At 46.4% G+C, this 20,027-nt stretch carries 23 protein-coding genes; 4 read left to right on the forward strand and 19 right to left on the reverse strand.

Annotated elements, in window-relative coordinates:
• Window positions 1-12: 12 nt before the first annotated feature.
• From EL84_RS10205 to EL84_RS10215, 3 genes are all read right to left on the reverse strand, one after another.
• Window positions 13-657, reverse strand: a complete 645-nt coding sequence (locus EL84_RS10205) for an amino acid ABC transporter permease (protein ID WP_047841602.1) — start codon at window positions 655-657, stop codon at window positions 13-15.
• A 32-nt stretch (window positions 658-689) separates the two neighbouring features.
• Window positions 690-1,538: a substrate-binding periplasmic protein gene (locus EL84_RS10210; protein ID WP_047841603.1), complete on the reverse strand. Its 849-nt coding sequence runs from the start codon at window positions 1,536-1,538 to the stop codon at window positions 690-692.
• 114 nt (window positions 1,539-1,652) lie between these two features.
• A complete protein-coding gene (locus EL84_RS10215; protein ID WP_047841604.1) occupies window positions 1,653-2,285 on the reverse strand; it encodes a TetR/AcrR family transcriptional regulator in 633 nt (210 codons plus the stop codon).
• A 214-nt stretch (window positions 2,286-2,499) separates the two neighbouring features.
• Here EL84_RS10215 and bacA point away from each other — a divergent pair, with 214 nt between their 5' ends.
• Window positions 2,500-3,309, forward strand: a complete 810-nt coding sequence (gene bacA / locus EL84_RS10220) for an undecaprenyl-diphosphate phosphatase (RefSeq protein ID WP_017692204.1) — start codon at window positions 2,500-2,502, stop codon at window positions 3,307-3,309.
• 254 nt (window positions 3,310-3,563) lie between these two features.
• On the opposite strand, the gene EL84_RS10225 is transcribed toward bacA, so the two are convergent.
• The 6 genes from EL84_RS10225 to EL84_RS10245 all read right to left on the reverse strand — a co-directional run bounded on the left by EL84_RS10225 (window position 3,564) and on the right by EL84_RS10245 (window position 7,248).
• Complete coding sequence (locus tag EL84_RS10225) at window positions 3,564-3,746, reverse strand: hypothetical protein (RefSeq protein WP_036606873.1); 183 nt, start codon at window positions 3,744-3,746, stop codon at window positions 3,564-3,566.
• A 225-nt stretch (window positions 3,747-3,971) separates the two neighbouring features.
• Window positions 3,972-4,298: a thioredoxin family protein gene (locus EL84_RS10230; RefSeq protein WP_047841605.1), complete on the reverse strand. Its 327-nt coding sequence runs from the start codon at window positions 4,296-4,298 to the stop codon at window positions 3,972-3,974.
• Between the two features lie 85 nt (window positions 4,299-4,383).
• Window positions 4,384-5,292, reverse strand: coding sequence for an aldo/keto reductase (locus tag EL84_RS10235; protein ID WP_047841606.1), 909 nt, complete (start codon window positions 5,290-5,292; stop codon window positions 4,384-4,386).
• A 180-nt stretch (window positions 5,293-5,472) separates the two neighbouring features.
• Window positions 5,473-5,643, reverse strand: coding sequence for a hypothetical protein (locus EL84_RS32245; RefSeq protein WP_017692200.1), 171 nt, complete (start codon window positions 5,641-5,643; stop codon window positions 5,473-5,475).
• Between the two features lie 215 nt (window positions 5,644-5,858).
• Window positions 5,859-6,602 (reverse strand): 2,3-diphosphoglycerate-dependent phosphoglycerate mutase, encoded by a 744-nt coding sequence (gpmA, locus tag EL84_RS10240; protein WP_047841607.1) that lies wholly within the window; start codon window positions 6,600-6,602, stop codon window positions 5,859-5,861.
• Between the two features lie 73 nt (window positions 6,603-6,675).
• Window positions 6,676-7,248 carry a DUF420 domain-containing protein gene (locus EL84_RS10245; protein WP_074096493.1) on the reverse strand — a complete coding sequence of 191 codons (573 nt, stop codon included), beginning with the start codon at window positions 7,246-7,248 and terminating at the stop codon, window positions 6,676-6,678.
• Window positions 7,249-7,623: 375 nt separating this feature from the next.
• On the opposite strand from EL84_RS10245, the gene EL84_RS10250 reads away from it, so the two are divergent.
• Window positions 7,624-8,814 carry a cation:proton antiporter gene (locus EL84_RS10250; protein WP_047841608.1) on the forward strand — a complete coding sequence of 397 codons (1,191 nt, stop codon included), beginning with the start codon at window positions 7,624-7,626 and terminating at the stop codon, window positions 8,812-8,814.
• A gap of 275 nt (window positions 8,815-9,089) precedes the next feature.
• Here EL84_RS10250 and EL84_RS10255 read toward each other — a convergent pair whose 3' ends face one another.
• The 10 genes from EL84_RS10255 to EL84_RS10305 form a co-directional block, all read right to left on the reverse strand.
• Window positions 9,090-9,575, reverse strand: coding sequence for a DedA family protein (locus EL84_RS10255; RefSeq protein WP_036606861.1), 486 nt, complete (start codon window positions 9,573-9,575; stop codon window positions 9,090-9,092).
• A gap of 13 nt (window positions 9,576-9,588) precedes the next feature.
• On the reverse strand, window positions 9,589-10,134 hold the full coding sequence (pssA, locus tag EL84_RS10260) for a CDP-diacylglycerol--serine O-phosphatidyltransferase (protein WP_036668080.1): 546 nt from the start codon (window positions 10,132-10,134) through the stop codon (window positions 9,589-9,591).
• A 21-nt stretch (window positions 10,135-10,155) separates the two neighbouring features.
• A complete protein-coding gene (locus EL84_RS10265; RefSeq protein ID WP_047841609.1) occupies window positions 10,156-11,904 on the reverse strand; it encodes a sensor histidine kinase in 1,749 nt (582 codons plus the stop codon).
• Complete coding sequence (locus tag EL84_RS10270) at window positions 11,901-12,581, reverse strand: response regulator transcription factor (RefSeq protein WP_036606855.1); 681 nt, start codon at window positions 12,579-12,581, stop codon at window positions 11,901-11,903. The genes EL84_RS10265 and EL84_RS10270 overlap by 4 nt, the downstream gene beginning before the upstream one ends.
• A 251-nt stretch (window positions 12,582-12,832) precedes the next feature.
• Window positions 12,833-13,645, reverse strand: a complete 813-nt coding sequence (gene thiD, locus EL84_RS10280) for a bifunctional hydroxymethylpyrimidine kinase/phosphomethylpyrimidine kinase (RefSeq protein WP_017692191.1) — start codon at window positions 13,643-13,645, stop codon at window positions 12,833-12,835.
• Between the two features lie 105 nt (window positions 13,646-13,750).
• Entirely contained in the window at window positions 13,751-14,449 is a 699-nt protein-coding gene (locus tag EL84_RS10285; RefSeq protein WP_047841611.1) for an ABC transporter permease, read from the reverse strand.
• On the reverse strand, window positions 14,442-15,365 hold the full coding sequence (locus EL84_RS10290; RefSeq protein ID WP_047841612.1) for an ABC transporter ATP-binding protein: 924 nt from the start codon (window positions 15,363-15,365) through the stop codon (window positions 14,442-14,444). Before EL84_RS10290 ends, EL84_RS10285 begins: the two co-directional genes overlap by 8 nt.
• Window positions 15,366-15,492: 127 nt before the next feature.
• Complete coding sequence (locus EL84_RS10295) at window positions 15,493-16,425, reverse strand: sensor histidine kinase (protein WP_047841613.1); 933 nt, start codon at window positions 16,423-16,425, stop codon at window positions 15,493-15,495.
• A complete protein-coding gene (locus tag EL84_RS10300; RefSeq protein WP_282320191.1) occupies window positions 16,422-17,138 on the reverse strand; it encodes a response regulator transcription factor in 717 nt (238 codons plus the stop codon). Before EL84_RS10300 ends, EL84_RS10295 begins: the two co-directional genes overlap by 4 nt.
• A gap of 153 nt (window positions 17,139-17,291) precedes the next feature.
• Window positions 17,292-18,143: a DegV family protein gene (locus EL84_RS10305; RefSeq protein ID WP_047841614.1), complete on the reverse strand. Its 852-nt coding sequence runs from the start codon at window positions 18,141-18,143 to the stop codon at window positions 17,292-17,294.
• Between the two features lie 305 nt (window positions 18,144-18,448).
• On the opposite strand from EL84_RS10305, the gene EL84_RS10310 reads away from it, so the two are divergent.
• Window positions 18,449-19,225 (forward strand): ABC transporter permease, encoded by a 777-nt coding sequence (locus tag EL84_RS10310; protein ID WP_036606839.1) that lies wholly within the window; start codon window positions 18,449-18,451, stop codon window positions 19,223-19,225.
• Complete coding sequence (locus tag EL84_RS10315) at window positions 19,222-20,022, forward strand: ABC transporter permease (protein WP_047841615.1); 801 nt, start codon at window positions 19,222-19,224, stop codon at window positions 20,020-20,022. Before EL84_RS10310 ends, EL84_RS10315 begins: the two co-directional genes overlap by 4 nt.
• Window positions 20,023-20,027: the final 5 nt, after the last annotated feature.

A 20,027-nucleotide genomic window follows, 5' to 3' on the forward strand; every position in this document is an offset into this window, starting at 1 on the left:
TCTCTCCTCCCATCAGTAAGCCCGGGCCAACCGGCGCTCCACTTGTTCCAGAATGGCCGAGAAGCCGATACTCATGATCCAGTAGATCACACCAATCGCCAGATAAAATGGCATGTTCAATGCATATTGTGATACCAGCAGTTGTGCTGAACGCAACAACTCGGTAACACCAATCGCCGCCACAAGTGATGTTTCCTTCAACATGCCAATGAAGGTGTTCCCCATCGGCGGAATCGCAATGCGCACAGCCTGCGGGAAGATAATGCGTCTCATCGCTTGAGCCGGGGTCATTCCCGTTGCATATGCAGCTTCTGTCTGTCCTTTAGGCACAGCCTGAATGGCTCCACGGAACGTCTCCGATAGAAACGCACCTGCATTCAGACTCAGTCCCAGACACGCTGCGGTGAGCGATCCCAAGGTCACTCCATAATCGACCAATCCGTAATAAATAACGAATAATTGCACCAGCAGCGGGGTTCCCCGCATGATGGATACATAAAACCTTGCGATCAACCTAAGCCAAATCGGTCCCTTCAGACGAGCAATCGCAACAAGCACCCCGATGATGAACGCAAAAAACATGGAGATCACAGTTACATACAGCGTATAATAAGCCCCCTTCAGAAAGAAGGGGATATTCTCAAATACTAGTTCCATGGGTCAAATCTTCCCTTCGCCTTGCAGGTTCATTATTGCGCAGGCTCTTCACCAAACCATTTTTTGAAAATGGTATTGTACGTGCCATCATCTTTCATGCCTTTGAGAGCATCATTCAGTGCTGCTACGAGTTCCGGATTGTCTTTGCGAACAGCAATACCTGCCTGGTCACTCTTAATAGCTTCACCTACAGCTTTGATATTCAATCCGTTGGCATCCACAATCGGTTTCAGAGCGTACATATTGTTGATTGTTGCGTCAATCCGCCCAGCATTCAGATCTTTGAGTGAAGAGATGACATCGTCATAGGTTTTGATCGTGAAGTCTCCCACTTTTGGCAACACTTCATTACGCAGATATGATTCATCATTTGTACCCAGACCAACGCCAATCGTTTTTCCTTTGAAGTCTTCCAGCTTGGTAATATCGTTATTGTCTTCTTTTACAATAATTTTAACTTGATTCGTAATATACGGATCACTGAAATCCAGTACTTTCTTACGATCATCGGTAATCGTCATCTGGCTAATGATCGCATCCAGCTTCTTCGCTTGCAGACTTGGTGTTAGACCGGAGAACTCCTGAGATACAAATTCAACTTCAACCCCAAGACGCTTCGCAACTTCACGTGCAATATCAGCATCGTAGCCGTCCATTTCTTTCTTATCGTTCAGGAAGTTGTACGGTGCGTATGTGCCCATCATGCCCACTTTGATAACGCCAGCCGACTTGATCTGCTCCAGTTCATTACTTGCCTGTGCACCATTTGTGCTTCCACCATCTGTTGCTTTACCACAAGCACTAAGTACCAGCACGGTCATCAGCAGAATTGCTGTCAAAGACCAGCCTTTACGAGTTTTCGATCCATATGTGTTGTTCATTACGTTAACTTCCTCTCAGTCGTGTATTAATCTGGATGTACATTGGGTTACTTTATTGTGACTAAACCGCAGTTGTACCCATTATTCCCTGCTATTTGTTTAATCATGTGAATCTTATGTGCCCAGTAGTCCGTAAAACTCAAAGCTTGCTGCCTCAGCTGCCAGCGATGAAGCTGTCATGGCTGAGAACTTGCTGTGCAACTCATCGGAACCGAACAACCAGCGTGATATCATGCCTTCAATCATGCTTACCAATAACGCTGCTCGGAGCGGTACATCCATGCCCTTAGGCAACATGCCGAGTTCGATGGCACGTTCCATATTGTGACGAAACGCAGTTTCCACAGCATTACGTGTCTCCTCAATCAGGCGTTGTACGGATTCTTCCGTCACGATGCCTTTGAGTAACAGTTCCATAAAATAACGATTCTGCGCGGCAAACATGAACAGGTCAGTGAACAGCCTTTCCGATGCTTTCACCATATCTTCTACCGATCCGGCATCCTTGCGGTACCCTTGTCCAATCGACTCAAGTAACTCCTCCTTGCCCGTTAAGACAATCTCTGAAGCAATGGCTTCTTTACTCTTGAAGTGCCAGTAGAATGTCCCTTGCGCCACACCAGCCTCGCGGACGATATCGGAAATTTTCGTCTGATGGTAGCCTTGGGTTGCAAAACGCTCCATCGCTATGCGTATTATTTGGTCCCGGCGTTCTTCACCGGGTTCCAAACCGTTAATTTTGGTCATTCATGTAACCCTCCCGATTGATCAGTCAGTCAGTTAATTTATATCCTATGGGATAACTAGGTTTTTGTCAATATAGTTTTAAACAAATGGTTACAAGCATAAGTTGAAGTTGAGTGCATTTGTGATCATAATAGGTGATAGCCTTGTTCAAATGAACAGGCATGGTCAAGCAGGACAGCCTGTGCTGTCACCTGCATTTCAAGGAGGAAGAGAATTGGACATTATATCATCCATTATTATGGGCATCATCGAAGGTTTGACTGAGTTTTTGCCCGTGTCCTCTACTGGACACATGATTCTGACTGCCCACTTGCTGGGTTTATCGGAGGACAACGAGTCAGTCAAAACGTTTGAGGTGGTTGTTCAACTCGGAGCTGTACTTGCTGTTGTTGTACTGTACTGGAACAAATTCATTGATATGTTCCGCTTCACCGGAGGGAGCAGACCTTACTCCCGCCGCCTCAATCTGGGACATATCTTCCTAGCGATGGTTCCTGCCGTAGTCATCGGACTTGTATTCCGCGACTGGATCAAGGCACATTTGTTTGGTCCGGAAACCGTGCTGTACAGCCTCGTTATAGGTGGTATATTGATGATCGTAGCCGAACGCTGGAGTCGGAAGAGTGGGCGGATTACTACCCATGATGTCGATGATATTTCCTACAAACAGGCATTCGCGGTGGGTATATTTCAGATCTTGGCATTGTGGCCAGGCTTCTCTCGTTCCGGGTCAACGATCTCAGGCGGTCTCTTTGCAGGGGTAAGCCGTGTAGCCGCTGCGGAGTTCACATTCCTCGTGTCTGTGCCAATTATGATTGGTGCTACGGGATATGACCTGTACAAAAGTATCGATCACCTGAACGGCAGTGATTTCCCAATCTTCGCGATTGGATTCATCGCTGCTTTCATCGTCGCCATGCTTGCAATCAAGACGTTCCTGTCCATTTTGAAAAAATTGAGCCTGACCGTCTTTGCTGTGTATCGCTTTGTCTTGGCAGCCGTGTTCTTTATTATTTTGATGTAAGTATTACAATTCAAGTAATTAGACAGGCAAAATCAATGGCGGCCTCACATTCCCTTGGGAAGCGAGGCCGCCATATTTTATATTCTGAACTATTGTTTCTGTTGCTGCTTCAGAGACAGCAATACCCGTAATTAGAAGAAGTCTGATTCTTCATTACTTCCTTCTTTGCTGGGTTGGTTCACTTGTGATGCCGACTAGGTTTACTATGTATCATGGACAACCATATTTATGTTCACTTCTGAAAAGAAGCCTGTCTAATACCACTCTTTTACTTGAAAGTTCCGGTGTTTCTTTCGACTCTTCAATCTCTCACGCAGATTATATCTATTCTCCTTTTGTTCCTGCAGCAATTGCTTCACCCCGATCATCAACAACCGGTATCTTCGGTCATCATTGTGACTTAATTGGTGCATTTCTTCAAAAATTTCATTCTTCATACGGATCTTGTTCACTCCAAATATTCAGTTTGTTCTCACAGTATACATGGGAGCACTGAACAAATTCTAAACAAGCGTTGTTTCTCAACTTCAGTTATTCAAATGCACATTTGAATGCACATCATGCGTGCTGGGATGAAGCAGAAAAACCCCTTCCTGTCGCAGGACAAGAAGAGGTCTCCTTAGCTAAATTAATTAGTCAAACCTGCTAATGCCTTTGTACACTTAAACTTTGGATTCAAGCGTCTCCAGATACTCGGAGATTTGAGCAGGTGTTTTAGCCCATTTGCTATGCAGATGTGCGACTTTCTTGCCGTTCTGGAAGACGAGCAGGCTTGGAATGCCGCGTACACCATTCTCTTCAGCAAACGGCTGGAACTTTTCTGCATCCAGCGCATAGAAGGTTTTGTCCGTATGTTGGTCGATAACGTCCCCGATAAAACGATCCAGGTTTTTGCAATCCGGACACCAGGTTGTATCAAATTTAATGACGGTAAAACCATCAGAGTTAATTGTATCCAAATACTGCTGTTCACTTTGAATTCTTTCCATATGTCTTCTCTCCCTTATATGTTCCTTTTTTGGCTGATCTTCATTGTACCTCGTATAGTTACAATTGAAAATAGGCTTAATGGAGTTAACGATGCTGCTTGTACAGATTAGCGGGACTGAGTTCTCGTATCTCCTGAATTTCCGCAGCGGTGAGTTCAGGCGAATTCGAAGCTGCAATATTGTGCAGCAACTGTTCTCTTGAACTGGCACCAGGGACAACAGCTGCTACGGCAGGATGGGATAACGCGTAGCGAATAGCCGTCTGAGCCATGCTCCGTTGGTCTGTAACAAGACGACTTAGCCCTTGCCGAATGGTATATAGTTGCTCTGGCGTGTAGTCCAGATAACCTTTGTCTGCCTTGGCAGATCCGGAATCGGCAAGCACACCGCTAGCTACTGGCCCACGGGCAATTACGCTGATCCCCTTTTGTTCCAATAAAGGCAGCACTTCTTCTTCCGCTCTGCGGTCAGCAATGCTGTACTGGTTCATCACACTGACGATGGCTGCCCTCTTTACATACTCCCGAATCACATTGGGACGAATGGAGGAAATTCCGTAATATCGGATAAGTCCTTCCTTCTTCAGTTCCTCAAACGCTTCGATCGTCTCTTCGATGGGGTCGTCCAAGGTCCCGCCATGCAGCTGATACAGATCGATGTAATCGGTCTGCAGACGCTTCAGACTTTCATGTACAGCCTGCTTAATGTAGGCTTTGGACGGGTCCCATGACCAGCCCTCTTTGCCAGGCAGACGACGATTACCTACTTTGGTCGCCACAATGACTTGGTCCCGACGCCCTTTAATAGCTTGTCCTACAATCTCTTCATTACGCCCTTCGTCATACAGATCGGCTGTATCCAACAGATTGACCCCATGATCCAGAGCCTCATGAACCAGGCCCACAGCGTGCTCCATTTCAGTTCCAAGTGACATACATCCCAGCCCAATCTCAGACACCATCAGTTCGGATGTACCCAGACGATTTTTCTTCATATGTGCATCTCCCTCCATACGTCCTGCAAGTATCCATTGTATCATTCTTGCTGCCAAAAATCGCATTACACACAAAAGCAAGGAATTGCTTTTGATTGCACAAAAAAACCTGGAACGACTTCATCTCCAGGTTTCTCATGATCATCCTTTTAATTCAAGCGATAAACGAACTATCGCAATCTATTTCACTTCCACACGTGGTCTGGTTTTACTTGTTCCATTGGATGAATTGGAGTTTTTCATCATACCCGAGACAGTGCTAAACAGCTTATCTCTTGCTTGTTTGTTCCTCATCAGATAAGTCACACCTGCACCGATAGCCGTCATGATAATTCCTCTTCTTTTAGACATGTGTTTCTCCTCCTTCAGGATAAATGTACATCGTGTCTTGTTTGACAATTACCCTGTGGGAACAAAACGAAACGAAGTACAGGCTTGATCGCAGAAAAAAAGATGACCTCCGAATTCAATTCAGCGGTCATCTTCCAATCGTCCTGTTGAAACATCAACCCAACGAGATAAATCATACAAGCTTTCGTACAATCAAGACAAATGTCCATGTCCAATTAATCAGATGGCGTTGCCACATGGGTCATTTCTTCATGTTTGTAGGTCGAACCATCGGCGGTCAGATAAAAGTGTCCGATGGGATGCAGATCTTCATCCAATTCGTAGACAAGTGGAATGCCTGTCGGGATATTGAGCGCCATCACGTCTGCTTCGGACAATTGGTCCAGATGCATGACGAGTGAACGGAGCGTGTTCCCATGCGCAGAGATCAGCACTCTTTTGCCAGCAGACACCATCGGTTTAATCTCCGCATTCCAGTACTCCAGTACACGCTTCGAGGTATCCATCAGGTTCTCCGTAAAAGGGATGGTGCATCCGAGCCGCTTGTACTTGTCCAGATCCTGCACATATCGGTCATCGGTTTCGTCCAGTGCCGGGGGAGATACGCTAACGGATCGTCTCCATTCCTTTACTTGGTCTTCCCCATACTTCAGAGCAGTCTGCTGTTTGTTCAGTCCTTGCAGTGCACCATAGTGGCGTTCATTCAGCTTCCAGGTCTTCGTAATGGGAATCCACATGAGGTCCATCTCATCCAGCGCAATATCGAGTGTTCGGATAGAACGTTTCAGCACGGATGCATAGGCGTAATCAAAATCAAATCCCTGTTCCTTCATGATCTTCCCTGCTTTACGTGCTTCTGCGTAACCATCCGTCGTCAGATCCACATCAGTCCATCCGGTAAAACGATTCTCTACATTCCACATGCTCTGTCCATGGCGAATCAAAACAACTCTGTACATAAACGTGAACCCTCCTTCCATGGAAACATTACCCACAAGTCAAACTAATTAGCACAGTGAAACGTTCATCACATTAATAATATGGTGCCATCATCAGGTATACCACGACACCTGTAGAACTGACGTACAGCCAGATTGGCATCGTCCAACGTGCAATTTTGCGGTGTTTCTTCAATTGATTCGTCCAACCCCACACAAGTGTGAACAACGCCAATGGAACAATCAGGGCCGCCAGTATACTATGGGTAATCAGAATGAAGAAATAGATCGAACGAATGATGCCCTCGCCGCCGTATTTGGACGTCTCTGGTGAGAGGTAATGAAACGTCAGATAGGTCACGAGGAATAACAGTGTCGTTGAGAATGCAGCAAGAATAAATCGTTTGTGCAGCTTCACATTCCGCTTGATAATCGCAATAAGCGCTGCGAGCAGGAAGATGAAGGTAAAGCTGTTAAACACGGCATTAAACCGCGGCAACACCGTAATATCAAAGGTTACATCACCTTTGTAACCAATCGACGGTGCGAAGAACAATAATAAAATAATGACATTAGCGAGAATGGAAATCGTGATAATGATGCCTGCGAAATTTTTATTACTCGTCGGGGACTGAATGTTCGGCTCCCCTTTGTTATTTTTGCCCAATGCAAAATCCTCCTCATATCCTAACTTCTATGTTCTATATCATTATATCTCGCCAATTCCGGGCTGTTAAGTGACAACACTCTGAACAAAAACCGCTTCACTCCCCTATAAAATGCCCCTTTGCGGCTATTTTCACTCAAATCCAATCCGGCTCCCATTTACCGAATCCTTCATTTGTGGTATAATTAATGCAATTAATCACATACGCGTTGAAACTGGAGGAGCCTGTCACCAAGGGCCCCTCTTTGTCTTTTTCAGGCACAGAACGGCACTCTGTTAATGCCGTTCTGTGCCTTTTTGTCTGTTTGAAGCGGAGGATGGATCGCCCTTGGGTTGGTTACCCTATATACGCTACTACTGGAGGGAAGAACACCTATGGAATTTATTTTGGTTCTTGCACTTATTTTAATCTTTACCAAACTCGCTGGTGATCTATCCGTAAGATTGGGTCAGCCATCCGTTTTGGGGAAACTGATTGTCGGTGTCATCCTCGGACCTGCAATTCTCGGTTGGGTTCAGCAAAGTGATTTCGTGCATTATATGGCTGAGATCGGGGTATTGCTGTTAATGTTCATTGCCGGACTGGAAACCGATCTGGAGCAGTTAAAGAAAAACTGGAAGGCGGCCTTTGCCGTAGCAGTCGGCGGTATTATTTTGCCTTTTATCGGAGGATACGGTTCGGCCGTAACCTTTGGTATGTCACAGACACATGCGCTGTTCTTTGGACTTTTATTCTGTGCCACTTCCGTCAGCATATCGGTTCAGACACTGAAAGATATGGATCAACTCAGCTCGCGTGAGGGTACAACAATCCTTGGGGCAGCTGTCGTAGATGATGTCCTGGTCGTTGTCATTCTTGCCGTTATGATGAGCTTGCTGGGTACTGGTGGAGGAGACACTTCGATTTCTCTGCTTATTGGTAAAAAGCTGTTGTTCTTTGTGATCATCATCGTTGCCAGCTGGTTCCTTGTTCCACGCATCATGAAGTGGATGGCACCACTGAAAGTTACCGAGACCGTCATTACTGCGGGATTGATTATTTGTTTTGGCTTCTCGTACTTTGCAGAGTGGATGGGTGTTGCTGGAATCATCGGTGCATTTGCCGCTGGTATCGCCATCTCCCAAACTAACTTCAAACATGAAGTCGAAACCAAACTGGAACCGATCGCCTACGGAATTTTTGTTCCAGTTTTCTTTGTAAGTATTGGCTTAAATGTCACCTTTGATGGTGTGGGTTCACAAATCTGGTTTATTGTCGTTATCAGTCTTATCGCCATTGTTACCAAACTTATCGGTGGTGGAGCTGGTGCCCGACTGACCGGATTTAATATGTCATCTTCATTGGCCATTGGCTCAGGAATGATATCAAGAGGTGAAGTTGCGCTCATTATCGCTTCAACGGGACTTGCTTCCGGATTGCTTGATTCAGAGTACTTTACCAGCGTCGTGATCATGGTTATTGTAACAACACTGGTTACTCCACCACTCCTCAAAATCACCTTTGCACGCAAAAAAGGGGAAAAACAAGTTGAAAGAGGAATTGAAGAATCTCATTTAAGTGGGTAACTGTTTGAAAGGTATTGAAATCATTCCGTATTTAAAGCTATACTTGCTTTAGAAATGTAATATATTGGTCGTGAAGCACACGCCGCTTTGATCCATTCTCTCCTTCAACGCGAAGGTTGGAAATGGTCAGAGCGGCTTTTTGTATTTTCACAAAGTTATCCGTCCGTAGCCGTTACTCATTCAAGTTCGCTAAACTCATAGAAAAACAAAAAAAGACCACCTTACACTCAAGAGGTCTTCGATCTTTGCCTGTTGTTACAAAAGGCTGTCCCATTTTAAGTTAACACGCCAACATAAAAACCAATCGAGATAAAGACAACACACCAGACGAATGCACCAATGCCCGACACAACTACGTACCTGCCAATTGCCATCTTGCTAATCCCGGAGAAACAACACATCAGATGACGAATGCCTGGAATGAAGTAACCCAGGATGATGGACCAATACCCATATTTGAGGAACCACGACTCCACCCTGCTGAATCGTTTGGCATTAACGCCGACCCACTTGCCGTATTTTTCAACCAGCGGCCTGCCCGCTTTTTTGCCAATCATGTAGCTAAGCAGCCCTCCGGTAAATGCGCCACCGAAACTGACGGCGATGGATACGGAGTAATTCAATACCGAGATGGAGGCGAGATAACCGACAAAAGTCATCATCACCTCATCCGGAATCGGCATGCCAATAACGCCAAGAGCCAGTAGTCCGTATATTGCGAAATAACCATATTGACCAATAAATTCTTTTGCAAATTCCATACTGACTCGCTCCTTATTTCGGTTCCACAATATCCTTCTCATGTGAGGCTAACACTTGTTTTAGAGACGGGAATCGGATTTGGCTCACCATGAGACCGGATAATACAATAATGACAAGATAGGCTACACCATGTGTGAAATAAGGACTCCAGAGTGCGAAAAAGGACATCAGACCTCCCGCAAATGTAATCGGCATTCCGACAAAACCACTGCTTGGTGTCTTCTGACAGTTATAACGGGCCAGACGCAAAGCACCGCAAATCGGAAACAATGCAGTCAGTGCCATCCCCAGCACACTCACTTCAATCATGGAATTCAGGTACAGAATCAGCACGGGCGCTGTTCCGAATGAAACTACATCCGCAAGCGAGTCCAGGGACTTGCCGAACTCACCCTCACAATGCAATTTACGAGCTGCATACCCGTCAAACAGATCAAAGAACATCGCTACCCATATCATCATCACAGCCAGGGCAAATTCACCATGAATAGCCATAATGACTGCCAGCATGCCTGAACTCAGATTCCCCAAGGTTAAAATCGATGGTAAAGACTTCATAAGATTTGACTCCCTTTCGTACTAGGCTTTAGGAAAAATAATATAAAAACGGACTCCATCCGGTGTATTCTCCACTCCATAACTGCACCCATGCAGATCAAGAATCTGCTTCGCAATGGCCAGACCAAGCCCGGTCCCCCCCATTTTACGATTACGTGAGCGCTCTACCCGATAGAACCTCTCCCATATATACTGCCGCTCAGTTTCAGCTATCTGCTCGCCCTTGTTCTCAATGGAAATATGGACAAAACCTTCACGCCTGCTGATCTCAATAGTTATATCGGTATGTGGTATCGCATGACGTATAGCATTCATCATGATATTGAAAATAACTTGCTCCAGCTTGCTTCGGTCACCCTCAACCGTCTGTTCTGTTGTGGATACAAGCACCACATCCAATCCTTTGTCCTTCAGTTGCGGGCCCAGACGGCCGGCGATATCTTCAATCATGTCTGCCAGCGCAACAGCATCCGTATTCAATTGAACCGCTGAGGATTCCAGTCGCACCAGATCCAGCATCTCTTCAACCATCGTTTCCATTTTGATCGCCTCATCGGCAATGATCTCAATGTAACGCTCCCGTTTGCTCTCACTCACGCCATCTTTCAGCCCTTCAGAATATCCCTTAATAATGCTGATTGGAGTCTTAAGTTCATGTGATGCATCGGCAAAAAACTTGCGCTGACGCTGTTCAATCTCCTGCTTCATTTCCATATCTGTACGCATCTGCGTGTTGGCCTGCCTCAGCTCTTCCAGTGTCTGACCCAAGGTTCCCGATAAGGCATTAAGGCTGTTAGACAGACTGCCGATCTCATCATTACGCCGGATGGGTGATTTCACCGTGAAATCCAGCGTAGACATTTTCTTCGCGACATGGTTCAAGGCCAAGAGCGGCTTCGTTACAATTCGGGACAGGAGTAACGCCAGCAACAGAATCAATATAAATGCCCCTATGCCGAAATACGCATAGAACAAACGTGTTGCCTCATTCGCTTCCCTCATCTCCTGTAGAGAGGTGAGCGAGAAAATCAGTTGCTGCTCGGGTCCGGAACGATGCACTGGAGCAATGGTGATGACATTGCGAACACCGCTCCAGCTATCCATCCATTCTTCATTGAGCATTTTGCCATTCGCCAACGCCAGTTGGTCTTCGGTGGACAACGGGAACCGACTATCCAGGGCTTGCACCAGCAGTCCCTGCCTCTGACTCCACGTTGCCAGATTGGGAAGAACGACCTCGGTCAATACGCCTGACCATTCCTTTACCGGTTCAATTGATTCCTGAAAGCTTTCTGTTCCCCATGCGGCAGAAGTGGCATCCTGGATTTTGAATGGATAGACCATGGATTCGCTGGCCGGACCTTTCACCGTCAGTTCTTGCCCATATTTCAGATGGGATGTGATCCAGCCAGCATTCTCACTATTGATAAACAAGGACAAGGACACTTTCACGTGACTTCCATCCTCTTGAAGCAACGTAATGTGGAACGGGTCATTAACCAATCTTCCGGTATTCGTCAAAATGACCAGATGTGATTGATTCTGACGCATGAACTTCCCGGTCTCCTTGGCTAGCTGTAAATCACTCCAATGCCCATTGGAGTATTGCTGTTCGAACTTGGACAGCTTTTTCTTCATACTGCTGACCTTTTGATGCTGATAGAAGTCGGGGAACCAGACCAACTGAGCAAAAACCGTCGTCCCATATAGAAGTACCAGACATCCTGCCATGACCAGGAAAAGCTTCATCGTTACGCCATTTCTTCTCATGCTTCTGCCTCGAAACGATATCCAGTACCAATCACCGTCCGGATACACTTGGCTTCATCACCCAATTTGCTGCGCAACTTCTTGATGTGGGTATCTACAACACGTGAGTCCCCTTCAAAATCAAATCCCCAGATCCGATTCAAAATGGCATCCCGGGACAACACAATGCCTGCATTACGTACCAAATAAAGCAACAGATCATATTCCTTTGGTGCAAGTTCCACTTCAATTCCGTCCTTCTCCAGACGTCTGGCCCATGGATCAAGGGTTACCTGTCCGAAGCGAATCACACCCTGCTCTCGTCCAAATGCACCTTCAACACGCTTCATTAATGTCTCTGCACGTGCAACCAGCACACGTGGACTAAACGGCTTGGTAACGTAATCGTCTACGCCCAGCTGAAATCCATGAATTTTATCGTCATCCTCAGACCGTGCAGTCAGCATGATAATAGGTACGGTGGATTGGGATCGAATATGCCCACATAACGTCCATCCATCCATTTCAGGCATCAAAACATCCAGAATAACCAAATCCACCTCATGCAGAGCCAACAGTTCCAGTGCCTGTACTCCATGTTCTGCTTCTATGACGTTCCATTGTTCTTTTATGAAATAATCGGCCACAATCTCACGAATGCGGCTTTCATCTTCCACCAGAAGCACTGTTCTGATCATGGCCGACTCTCCTTTTAGATTTCTGATGATAACATACCTATTCCATGTGTCGTTCATGTGTCCACACATGTTTTGGAATGCTCCCATGATATATACGATTAATATAAGCCAAAAGTTACTAATTTTTATAAAAATTCGCATAAAAAAAGAAGCCGTCAACGAGCAAGCTCCAGCTCATTGACAGCTACTTGAATGAAATCGAAGTGTGTTATCCAGAATTGATGCGCTACTGCGCGCTCCCTGGCAACACTTTAACGTTGTTGCTCCAGACGGTGTGCCACATGCAGTGTAGGGCCAACAAAACGGTTCAGCGGGAATCCGCCGGCAATCGCTTTGGTCACGAAGGCTTTACCTTCACGAACAGCCTCTTTCACTGAAAGACCACGAGCCAATCCTGCGGTAATCGCCGCAGACGTTGTGCAGCCCGCACCATGAGTATATCCGGAGCCGACAACATCGGCTTCAAACCATTCGTAGTTGGTTCCATCATAGAGTAGATCCATTGCTTTACCCGGGCTAATGACACCTCTGTCCTTGATCAGAACATGTTTCGAGCCATGGGCATGAATTGCTGCTGCCGCTGCTTCCATTTGTTCCTTGGAGCGAATAGGTCCGCTCTTCGCCAGTTGGGATGCTTCGAACAGATTAGGTGTAACCAGATCAGCACCTGGCAACAGGAATTCGATCATCGCTTCCGTATTTTCCGGTTGCAGTACTTCGTCTGTACCTTTGCAGACCATTACCGGATCGATAACGATCTGTGGCAGACCGCTGCGGCGAATATGTTTTGCTACCAGTTCAATAATATCTACAGAACCGAGCATACCTGTCTTCATTGCATCGAAACCGATGCCGTCCAGAACCGTGCGAAGCTGCGCTTCAACCACATTTAATTCAACAGGAAAGACCTGGTGATCCCATGTTTCGGGCTCCATTGCCACAACCGTAGTCAGTACGGTCATGCCATACACACCCAGCTCCTGAAAAGTTTTCAAATCAGCTTGAATACCTGCACCGCCGCTCGTGTCCGAACCAGCTATTGTTAATGTTTTTGGAATCGTCATGGTAGTTGCATTCTCCTTCGTGTCTCAGTTGACATTATCCTATCCCTTGTACGAGCGGATGTCAATGGCATCTGAAGCCATACAGAGCATGGTTTTCCGAATGATTCAGTTCACATCTTTTGTCTCCAGACGAACCATGGACATCGAAGCAATCCATATCCCTATTGCTCCAAGGGTCAGAGGAATAATAATAAGAGAATGAATGGAAACTTCCGACCCGTTGAATCCGGAGCAGACAATCGAAACCAGCAAAATGGACGAGACCATTGTAGTTGTAACAGAATGCTTACGCATACCGAAGAATAGGGGAATGAGTGCCATACACGCAGCCGATAAAGAACTTATACTGTACTTCACCAGAAGTCCCAATATATCCCGATTCGTCAGTGATTCAGGAATGAAGGAGTAGAATTGATTAACAATCAACAGCAGTGAACCCATCAACAGATCGGTAACCATAATCATCACAAATGTAAAACCAAACACGATAAGCAATTTGGCAGCGATGATTTTATGACGCTGGATGGGATAGGTGAACATGACGTTCATCGTTTTATTTCTATACTCACTGATCACCAGCTTGGATAATAAAGCCCCTGCAAATATGATAAAGGTCGCTCTCACAAACGTATCGATAATCATAAAGGCGGTCTGGTAATCGGCATAGGCATAATCTTCTGCTCCCACATCCACGAATCCAATCATGATCAGGAAAAGAAGAATGGCTATACTGGCAATACCTGCTCCTGCAAAATTACGTGCAAAACGGTGCTTCCGCATCTCAAGTCTGATTAGTTTAAGCAACGTCTTCATCCCCTTTCACAAGCTTCATGAAGTGTTCTTCCAGGGAATGAGCCCGTTTGGATATCGATTCGATCTCAATGCCGTGTTGGATCAGCTTGGTGTTCAGTTCCGATGGAATGATTCCCGGATCATAGATGCGTAACGTTTGGTCATCAACCAGTTTATAATTACTCAAACCAAGCTGGTGTTCAATGACATAGGTCGCTTTGCGGATATCCACCGCCTGTAACTCGATGTACTCATTTTGACTTCCACGAATGCTCTCCATCGATACTTCCTCCACCAAGCGACCACCGCGAATGACACCAACTGTGTCCGCAATCTGCTCTATCTCGCCAAGAATGTGACTGGAGACCAGCAGGGTAATGCGATACTCATTGCTAAGGCGCTTGAACAAATCTCGCATCTCCCGGATCCCTACAGGGTCCAATCCGTTGATCGGTTCATCCAGAATGAGCAGTTCAGGTGTGGTTATAAGTGCACGAGCCAGTCCCAGCCTCTGCTTCATGCCCAAGGAGAAGTCCTTGACCGGTTTCTTGCCCGTATCCTTCAGCCCTACCATTTCCATCGTATTGTTGATGATTTTTTTGTTGTGAAACCCCATGTATTCACAGTGAAGCTCCAGATTTTCGCGAGCAGACAGCCTATCGTAGAAAAAAGGATATTCAATTATGCTGCCCATTCGCTTCAGCACTTCATAGGAGGTCGGCGTTAGCTTCTCCCCAAACAGTTCTATCTCCCCTGTGGTTGGTTTGACGAGATTGGTGAGCATCTTCATGATGGTTGTTTTACCAGCACCATTCGGACCGAGGAATCCATAGATCTCACCTTGCTTGATATTCATATTGACGTTGGATACAACCTCCACCCCTTCATATACTTTGGTCACATCTATTGTTCGTGCGATATAATTCATCGTCCTTGTTCTCCTTTACGTCCCCTGTCCGGGTTCCTATATCTATATTGTAAAGAGAAAAGTCTTCTTTTTTATTAATCAAATCTTACAAAAACCTTAAGTCTGACCGGACACGCCAACGCAGGGTCTACCAAGCCTTTAAGGTAACCGAGAATACAGTCCGTTGATGTGGCACACTATGCAAGTGAATACTTCCACCCATCCGCTCAACTAGCCGTTTCGTAATGGTCAGACCCAGGCCACTGCCTTGATAGAGTCGATTGCGGGAATCCTCCAGTGTATACATGCGTTCAAACACACGGCTATGCTCGCTCTCAGGAATCCCTTTTCCCTGATCCCAGATCTGTAACGTCACAGGTCCACCTATCGAATGATCAATTGAAAGTCCCAGTACCTTACCCTCTGCCCCGTATTTCATTCCATTGGTAATGAGATTATCCAGCACACGGTCCAATGCTTCTTCATTCGCTTGCACGAAGATATCACCAGTAGGTATCTCTAGCTCCACGTGCAATCCCAGATTCGTCAACATTTCATAAAAGGAAAGCATCTTCAACCGGCATAATTCACTTAAATTCACCCGACTAAGTACTAGCTCCGTGTCTCCAGATTCCAGCTTTGCCAGATCAAAAAAGGAATGGATCAAACGCAGCACTTCCTGCGCCTTATCTTGTATTTTCTCCGTCATAATCTTCCGCTCCTGATCGGTCAATGATGGGCTGTGCAGCAAGGTCTCACTATAACCCAGCACAACGGTGAGTGGCGTTTTCAGATCATGCGAAATGTTGGAGAGCATATTACGCATCTCCTTCTCCTGGTTCGCATAACCGGCCTTAGCGCGGTGGGCATGATCCAGCAGCTGGTTCATGTCTTTCAAAAGCTGACTGACTTGGTCATCACTATTGAATACGAGTAAACGCTCAAAGGTGCCTTGATCCAAAATAGCGGATATTTTCTGATGAATATAGGACAGGTGTTGGGTGCGTTTCCGGAATTTCAACCACAATACAATGAAGGCAATGGCCAGAATACCCGTCGTGATGGCAAAAATCAGTGTCATCCCTGCTCCGCCTCCAGCTTATACCCGATGCCCCAGAGTGTCTTGATATACTGGGGAGCCGAAGGATCTGCCTCCAGCTTCTCACGCAGACGACGCATATGTACGTTAATGATATTTTCATCTCCATAATAGTGATCGTTCCAGACGGAAGCGTAGATCTGCGCCTTAGTGAACACTTTGCCAGGATGGGTAACCAATAGCTTCAGAATGCCAAATTCCTTGGATGTCAGTTTGACGGGTGTACCTTCACGCTCCACCTCGTACGTCTCCATGTCAACTACGAGTCCTCCAATGTGAATACGCTGATCTTTAGCCACTTCAGCCACAGGCGGAGTGGTATAATTGGCGCGGCGAATCGCAGCTTTGATGCGGGCAGTCAGTTCGATTAACGAGAAAGGTTTGCTCAAGTAATCATCTGCACCGAACCCCAGACCTAACGCTTTGTCCACCTCCCCATCCTTCGCAGACAGAATGAGCACAGGTACCAGACTGACTGCCCGAATGGTTTGCAGCACATCCATCCCACTTTTGCGGGGCAGCATCAGATCCAGAATAACCAGATCATACCCGGGTTGTGACTGGCTGAACTGACGTTCTGCCTCTAAGCCGTCATATGCATAAGTGACGTCGTAGCCCTCTTTTTCCAAGTATGGCCCGACCATCTCACTAATTGAACGATCATCTTCAACAAGCAACAAGCGGTGACTTAACACATGTTTCCCTCCAACATGAACAGTTTTCTTTATTACCTCACAGTTTGTTTGAATTGGCAATGACATACGAAAAAACCTGACAGGAGCAACACTTTGACATCAAGTGTGTTTCCTGACAGGTCTATGAGCGTTTATAGATGAGTGCTTATACGTCTAGTCTCTGTATCCGTTCTCGCTGTGTATCCAGCACAGTCCAATGGTTCCTGCACCTGCATGGATACTTACCACAGGGATAAACGGCATGATTTCGGTCTTTAATTTAGGGAGCAGATTGGCAATCTGCTTCTTGATCGTGACGGCTTCTTCCTGATTGTTGGCATGCATAATGCACACATGCTTTACTTTCTCCATATCCAGCTTGAGCATATCCAGCATGCGCTCTTTTGTCCGCTTGAACGTGCGAATTTTCTCATTCACAACCACTTTGCCCTCTTCAAATCGAAGCAGCAGATGGATCTTGAGCAGTTGACTGATGATCAACTGTGTGCCCGACACCCGGCCACTGCGGTGAAGATGTTGAAGACTGGCCGGTATGAGGTAAAAGGACATGTTATCAATCATCTGTTCAATGTTTACTTTGATCTCGGCAGCTGAACATCCCTGCTTCTGCCATTCCAGTCCTTGCATAATCATCTCACGGTGAGGATAGGCACCTGCCTTCGAATCAATTGCGGTCACCGTCACTCCTGCAATCTCTGCAGCCTGCATGGACGTATGCAGCGTTCCGCTAAGCTCTGTAGAGCAATGAATCGTAATAATCTCATCGTACTTGTCTTTGAGCGATTCATACAGTTCAATGAATTCGCCAATGGGTGGCTGCGAACTGCTCGCACGTGAAGCCTCCGCAAGTTTCTCATAGAACATTTCAGATGTAATGTCATCGGTTTCCCGGTAACATTCCTCTCCAAATACGATGCGCAGCGGTACGATGTAGATATGATTTTGCTCCGCAAAAACGGGATCCAGTGTACTGGTACTATCGGTGACCCATGCAATTTTCTTCATGACATCCTTCTCTCTTGCCGGATTGTTCGTTCTGTATCCTCAATCGTCAAGCACAAGCCCGGCGGTTTATTTAAAATTTGAATATTTAACATTGTAAACGTTTGCGATACTACCTCTCAATTATAAATGAACGGACAGACCGTTGTCTTGTGGCGCAATCATGAACACCCCTGTTAATACCATTATTAGCTAAAAAAATGTCTTGCCTGTGAAGGAATAAATTGGTATGCTGTTGTCCTTCTCTCTTTTTCGCCTTGACTGAAGTGAACGGAAACGCCGTTCAATCCACTTATCGGAGGTGTCACATGCTTTATTTCACTCTGGCTTCCAAAGCCTACTCCCGGAATCTGCAATACCGCGGGGCACACATGGTACATAACTTGGCAAGCGCCATGTTTGGTTACATGTATGCCTGCCTCTGGATCGGCATCGGGGCCGACCATACTCTCGGAGAATATGGGACACAGGGGATGATCAGTTACATTGCGTTCACGCAATCCTCTCTCTGGATCTCGGGTTTTCTCACGAACGGATTGGGTATTCCCTTATCCGTCAGGACAGGGCAGATCGCACTGGATCTGATGAGGCCTGTTCATCTGTTCACCCACCTGATGGCACGCGAATGGGGGCAGATTGCCTACCAGTTTGTGTACAAAAGCATCCCGATCTACCTGCTCTTCTCCATTGTCTTTTCCCTGCATTGGCCCTCAGACGTTTCAACACTATTCTATGCCGCACTTGGTCTTGCCGGCGCCGCATACTTATCCATCTGTATGAACTACATCATTGGTGCCACGTCGATGTGGACCACGGAGTCCTCTTGGCTTCACTGGGGCAATCACGCGATGATGAATCTGCTGGCTGGTTTTTTCATTCCGCTGGAATGGCTACCGAACTGGCTTGAACAACTTGCCTGGATATCACCCTACCCTTTCCTGCTCTATGTACCTACCCGAATCTATCTTGGTTTCGAAGATGGCTCCTTGTTATGGGGAACCTTGCTTTGGTGTGTCTTTATGACGTTGATCTGTCTTGCCATCACCCAAGTGTTACGTCGTAAAGTGGAGGTACAAGGCGGATGAAGCGAACTTCCTGGTTCAATTTATATAAAATGCTCATTCGAACAAGCATCCGCAGTCGGATGCAATACAAGTTCAATTTCATCATGGCGTCCGTACTGGCCGCTTTAATTCAGATCTCCGAGTTTCTGATGGTTGCTCTCGTGCTGCACAAATTCGGAGCAATTAAAGGCTGGTCCCTCCATGAGATCGGTTATCTCTTTGCCATCATGACGTTATCCAAAACACTGTATCGAACGTTCGGAAACGAAGTTCATCATCTGGAAAAATATCTGGTTAATGGTGAGCTTGATCAACTGTTAACACGTCCCATGCCCGTATTGCTAGCACTGCTGCCGCAAAACTTCCGCATCATGGCTGGGGAAGTCCTGCAAGGCGGGTTCATTCTCTGCTGGTCAGTGGCAGGCATGATGCATAGCGGACAGATTGGCTGGATCGCCATTCCCTTCTCCCTGCTCATTATTCTGACGGGCGCAGTCATTCTCTTTTCCATCGGACTTGCTACCGCCACACTCGGATTCTGGACCACACGTATTGAGGAATTACAGACGATCACTGAAGATGCCGCACGAACGGCTGCCCAATATCCGCTAACGTTATATCCCAAATGGATGTCTGGCATTCTGCTAACGGTGATTCCCGTGGGATTTGTCAACTACATTCCGTCACTTTACCTGTTACGGGGTGAAGGAGGAGCGTGGATTCTTGTTGCTGTTGCGGCGGTTGCCGTATTAAGTTTGGCTGCAAGTCTGCGTTTCTGGCAATTTGGCATGACCAAATATCAAAGTACAGGTAGCTAAGGAGG

The organism is Paenibacillus sp. VT-400, from assembly GCF_001029205.1.
GTDB lineage: Bacteria > Bacillota > Bacilli > Paenibacillales > Paenibacillaceae > Paenibacillus > Paenibacillus amylolyticus.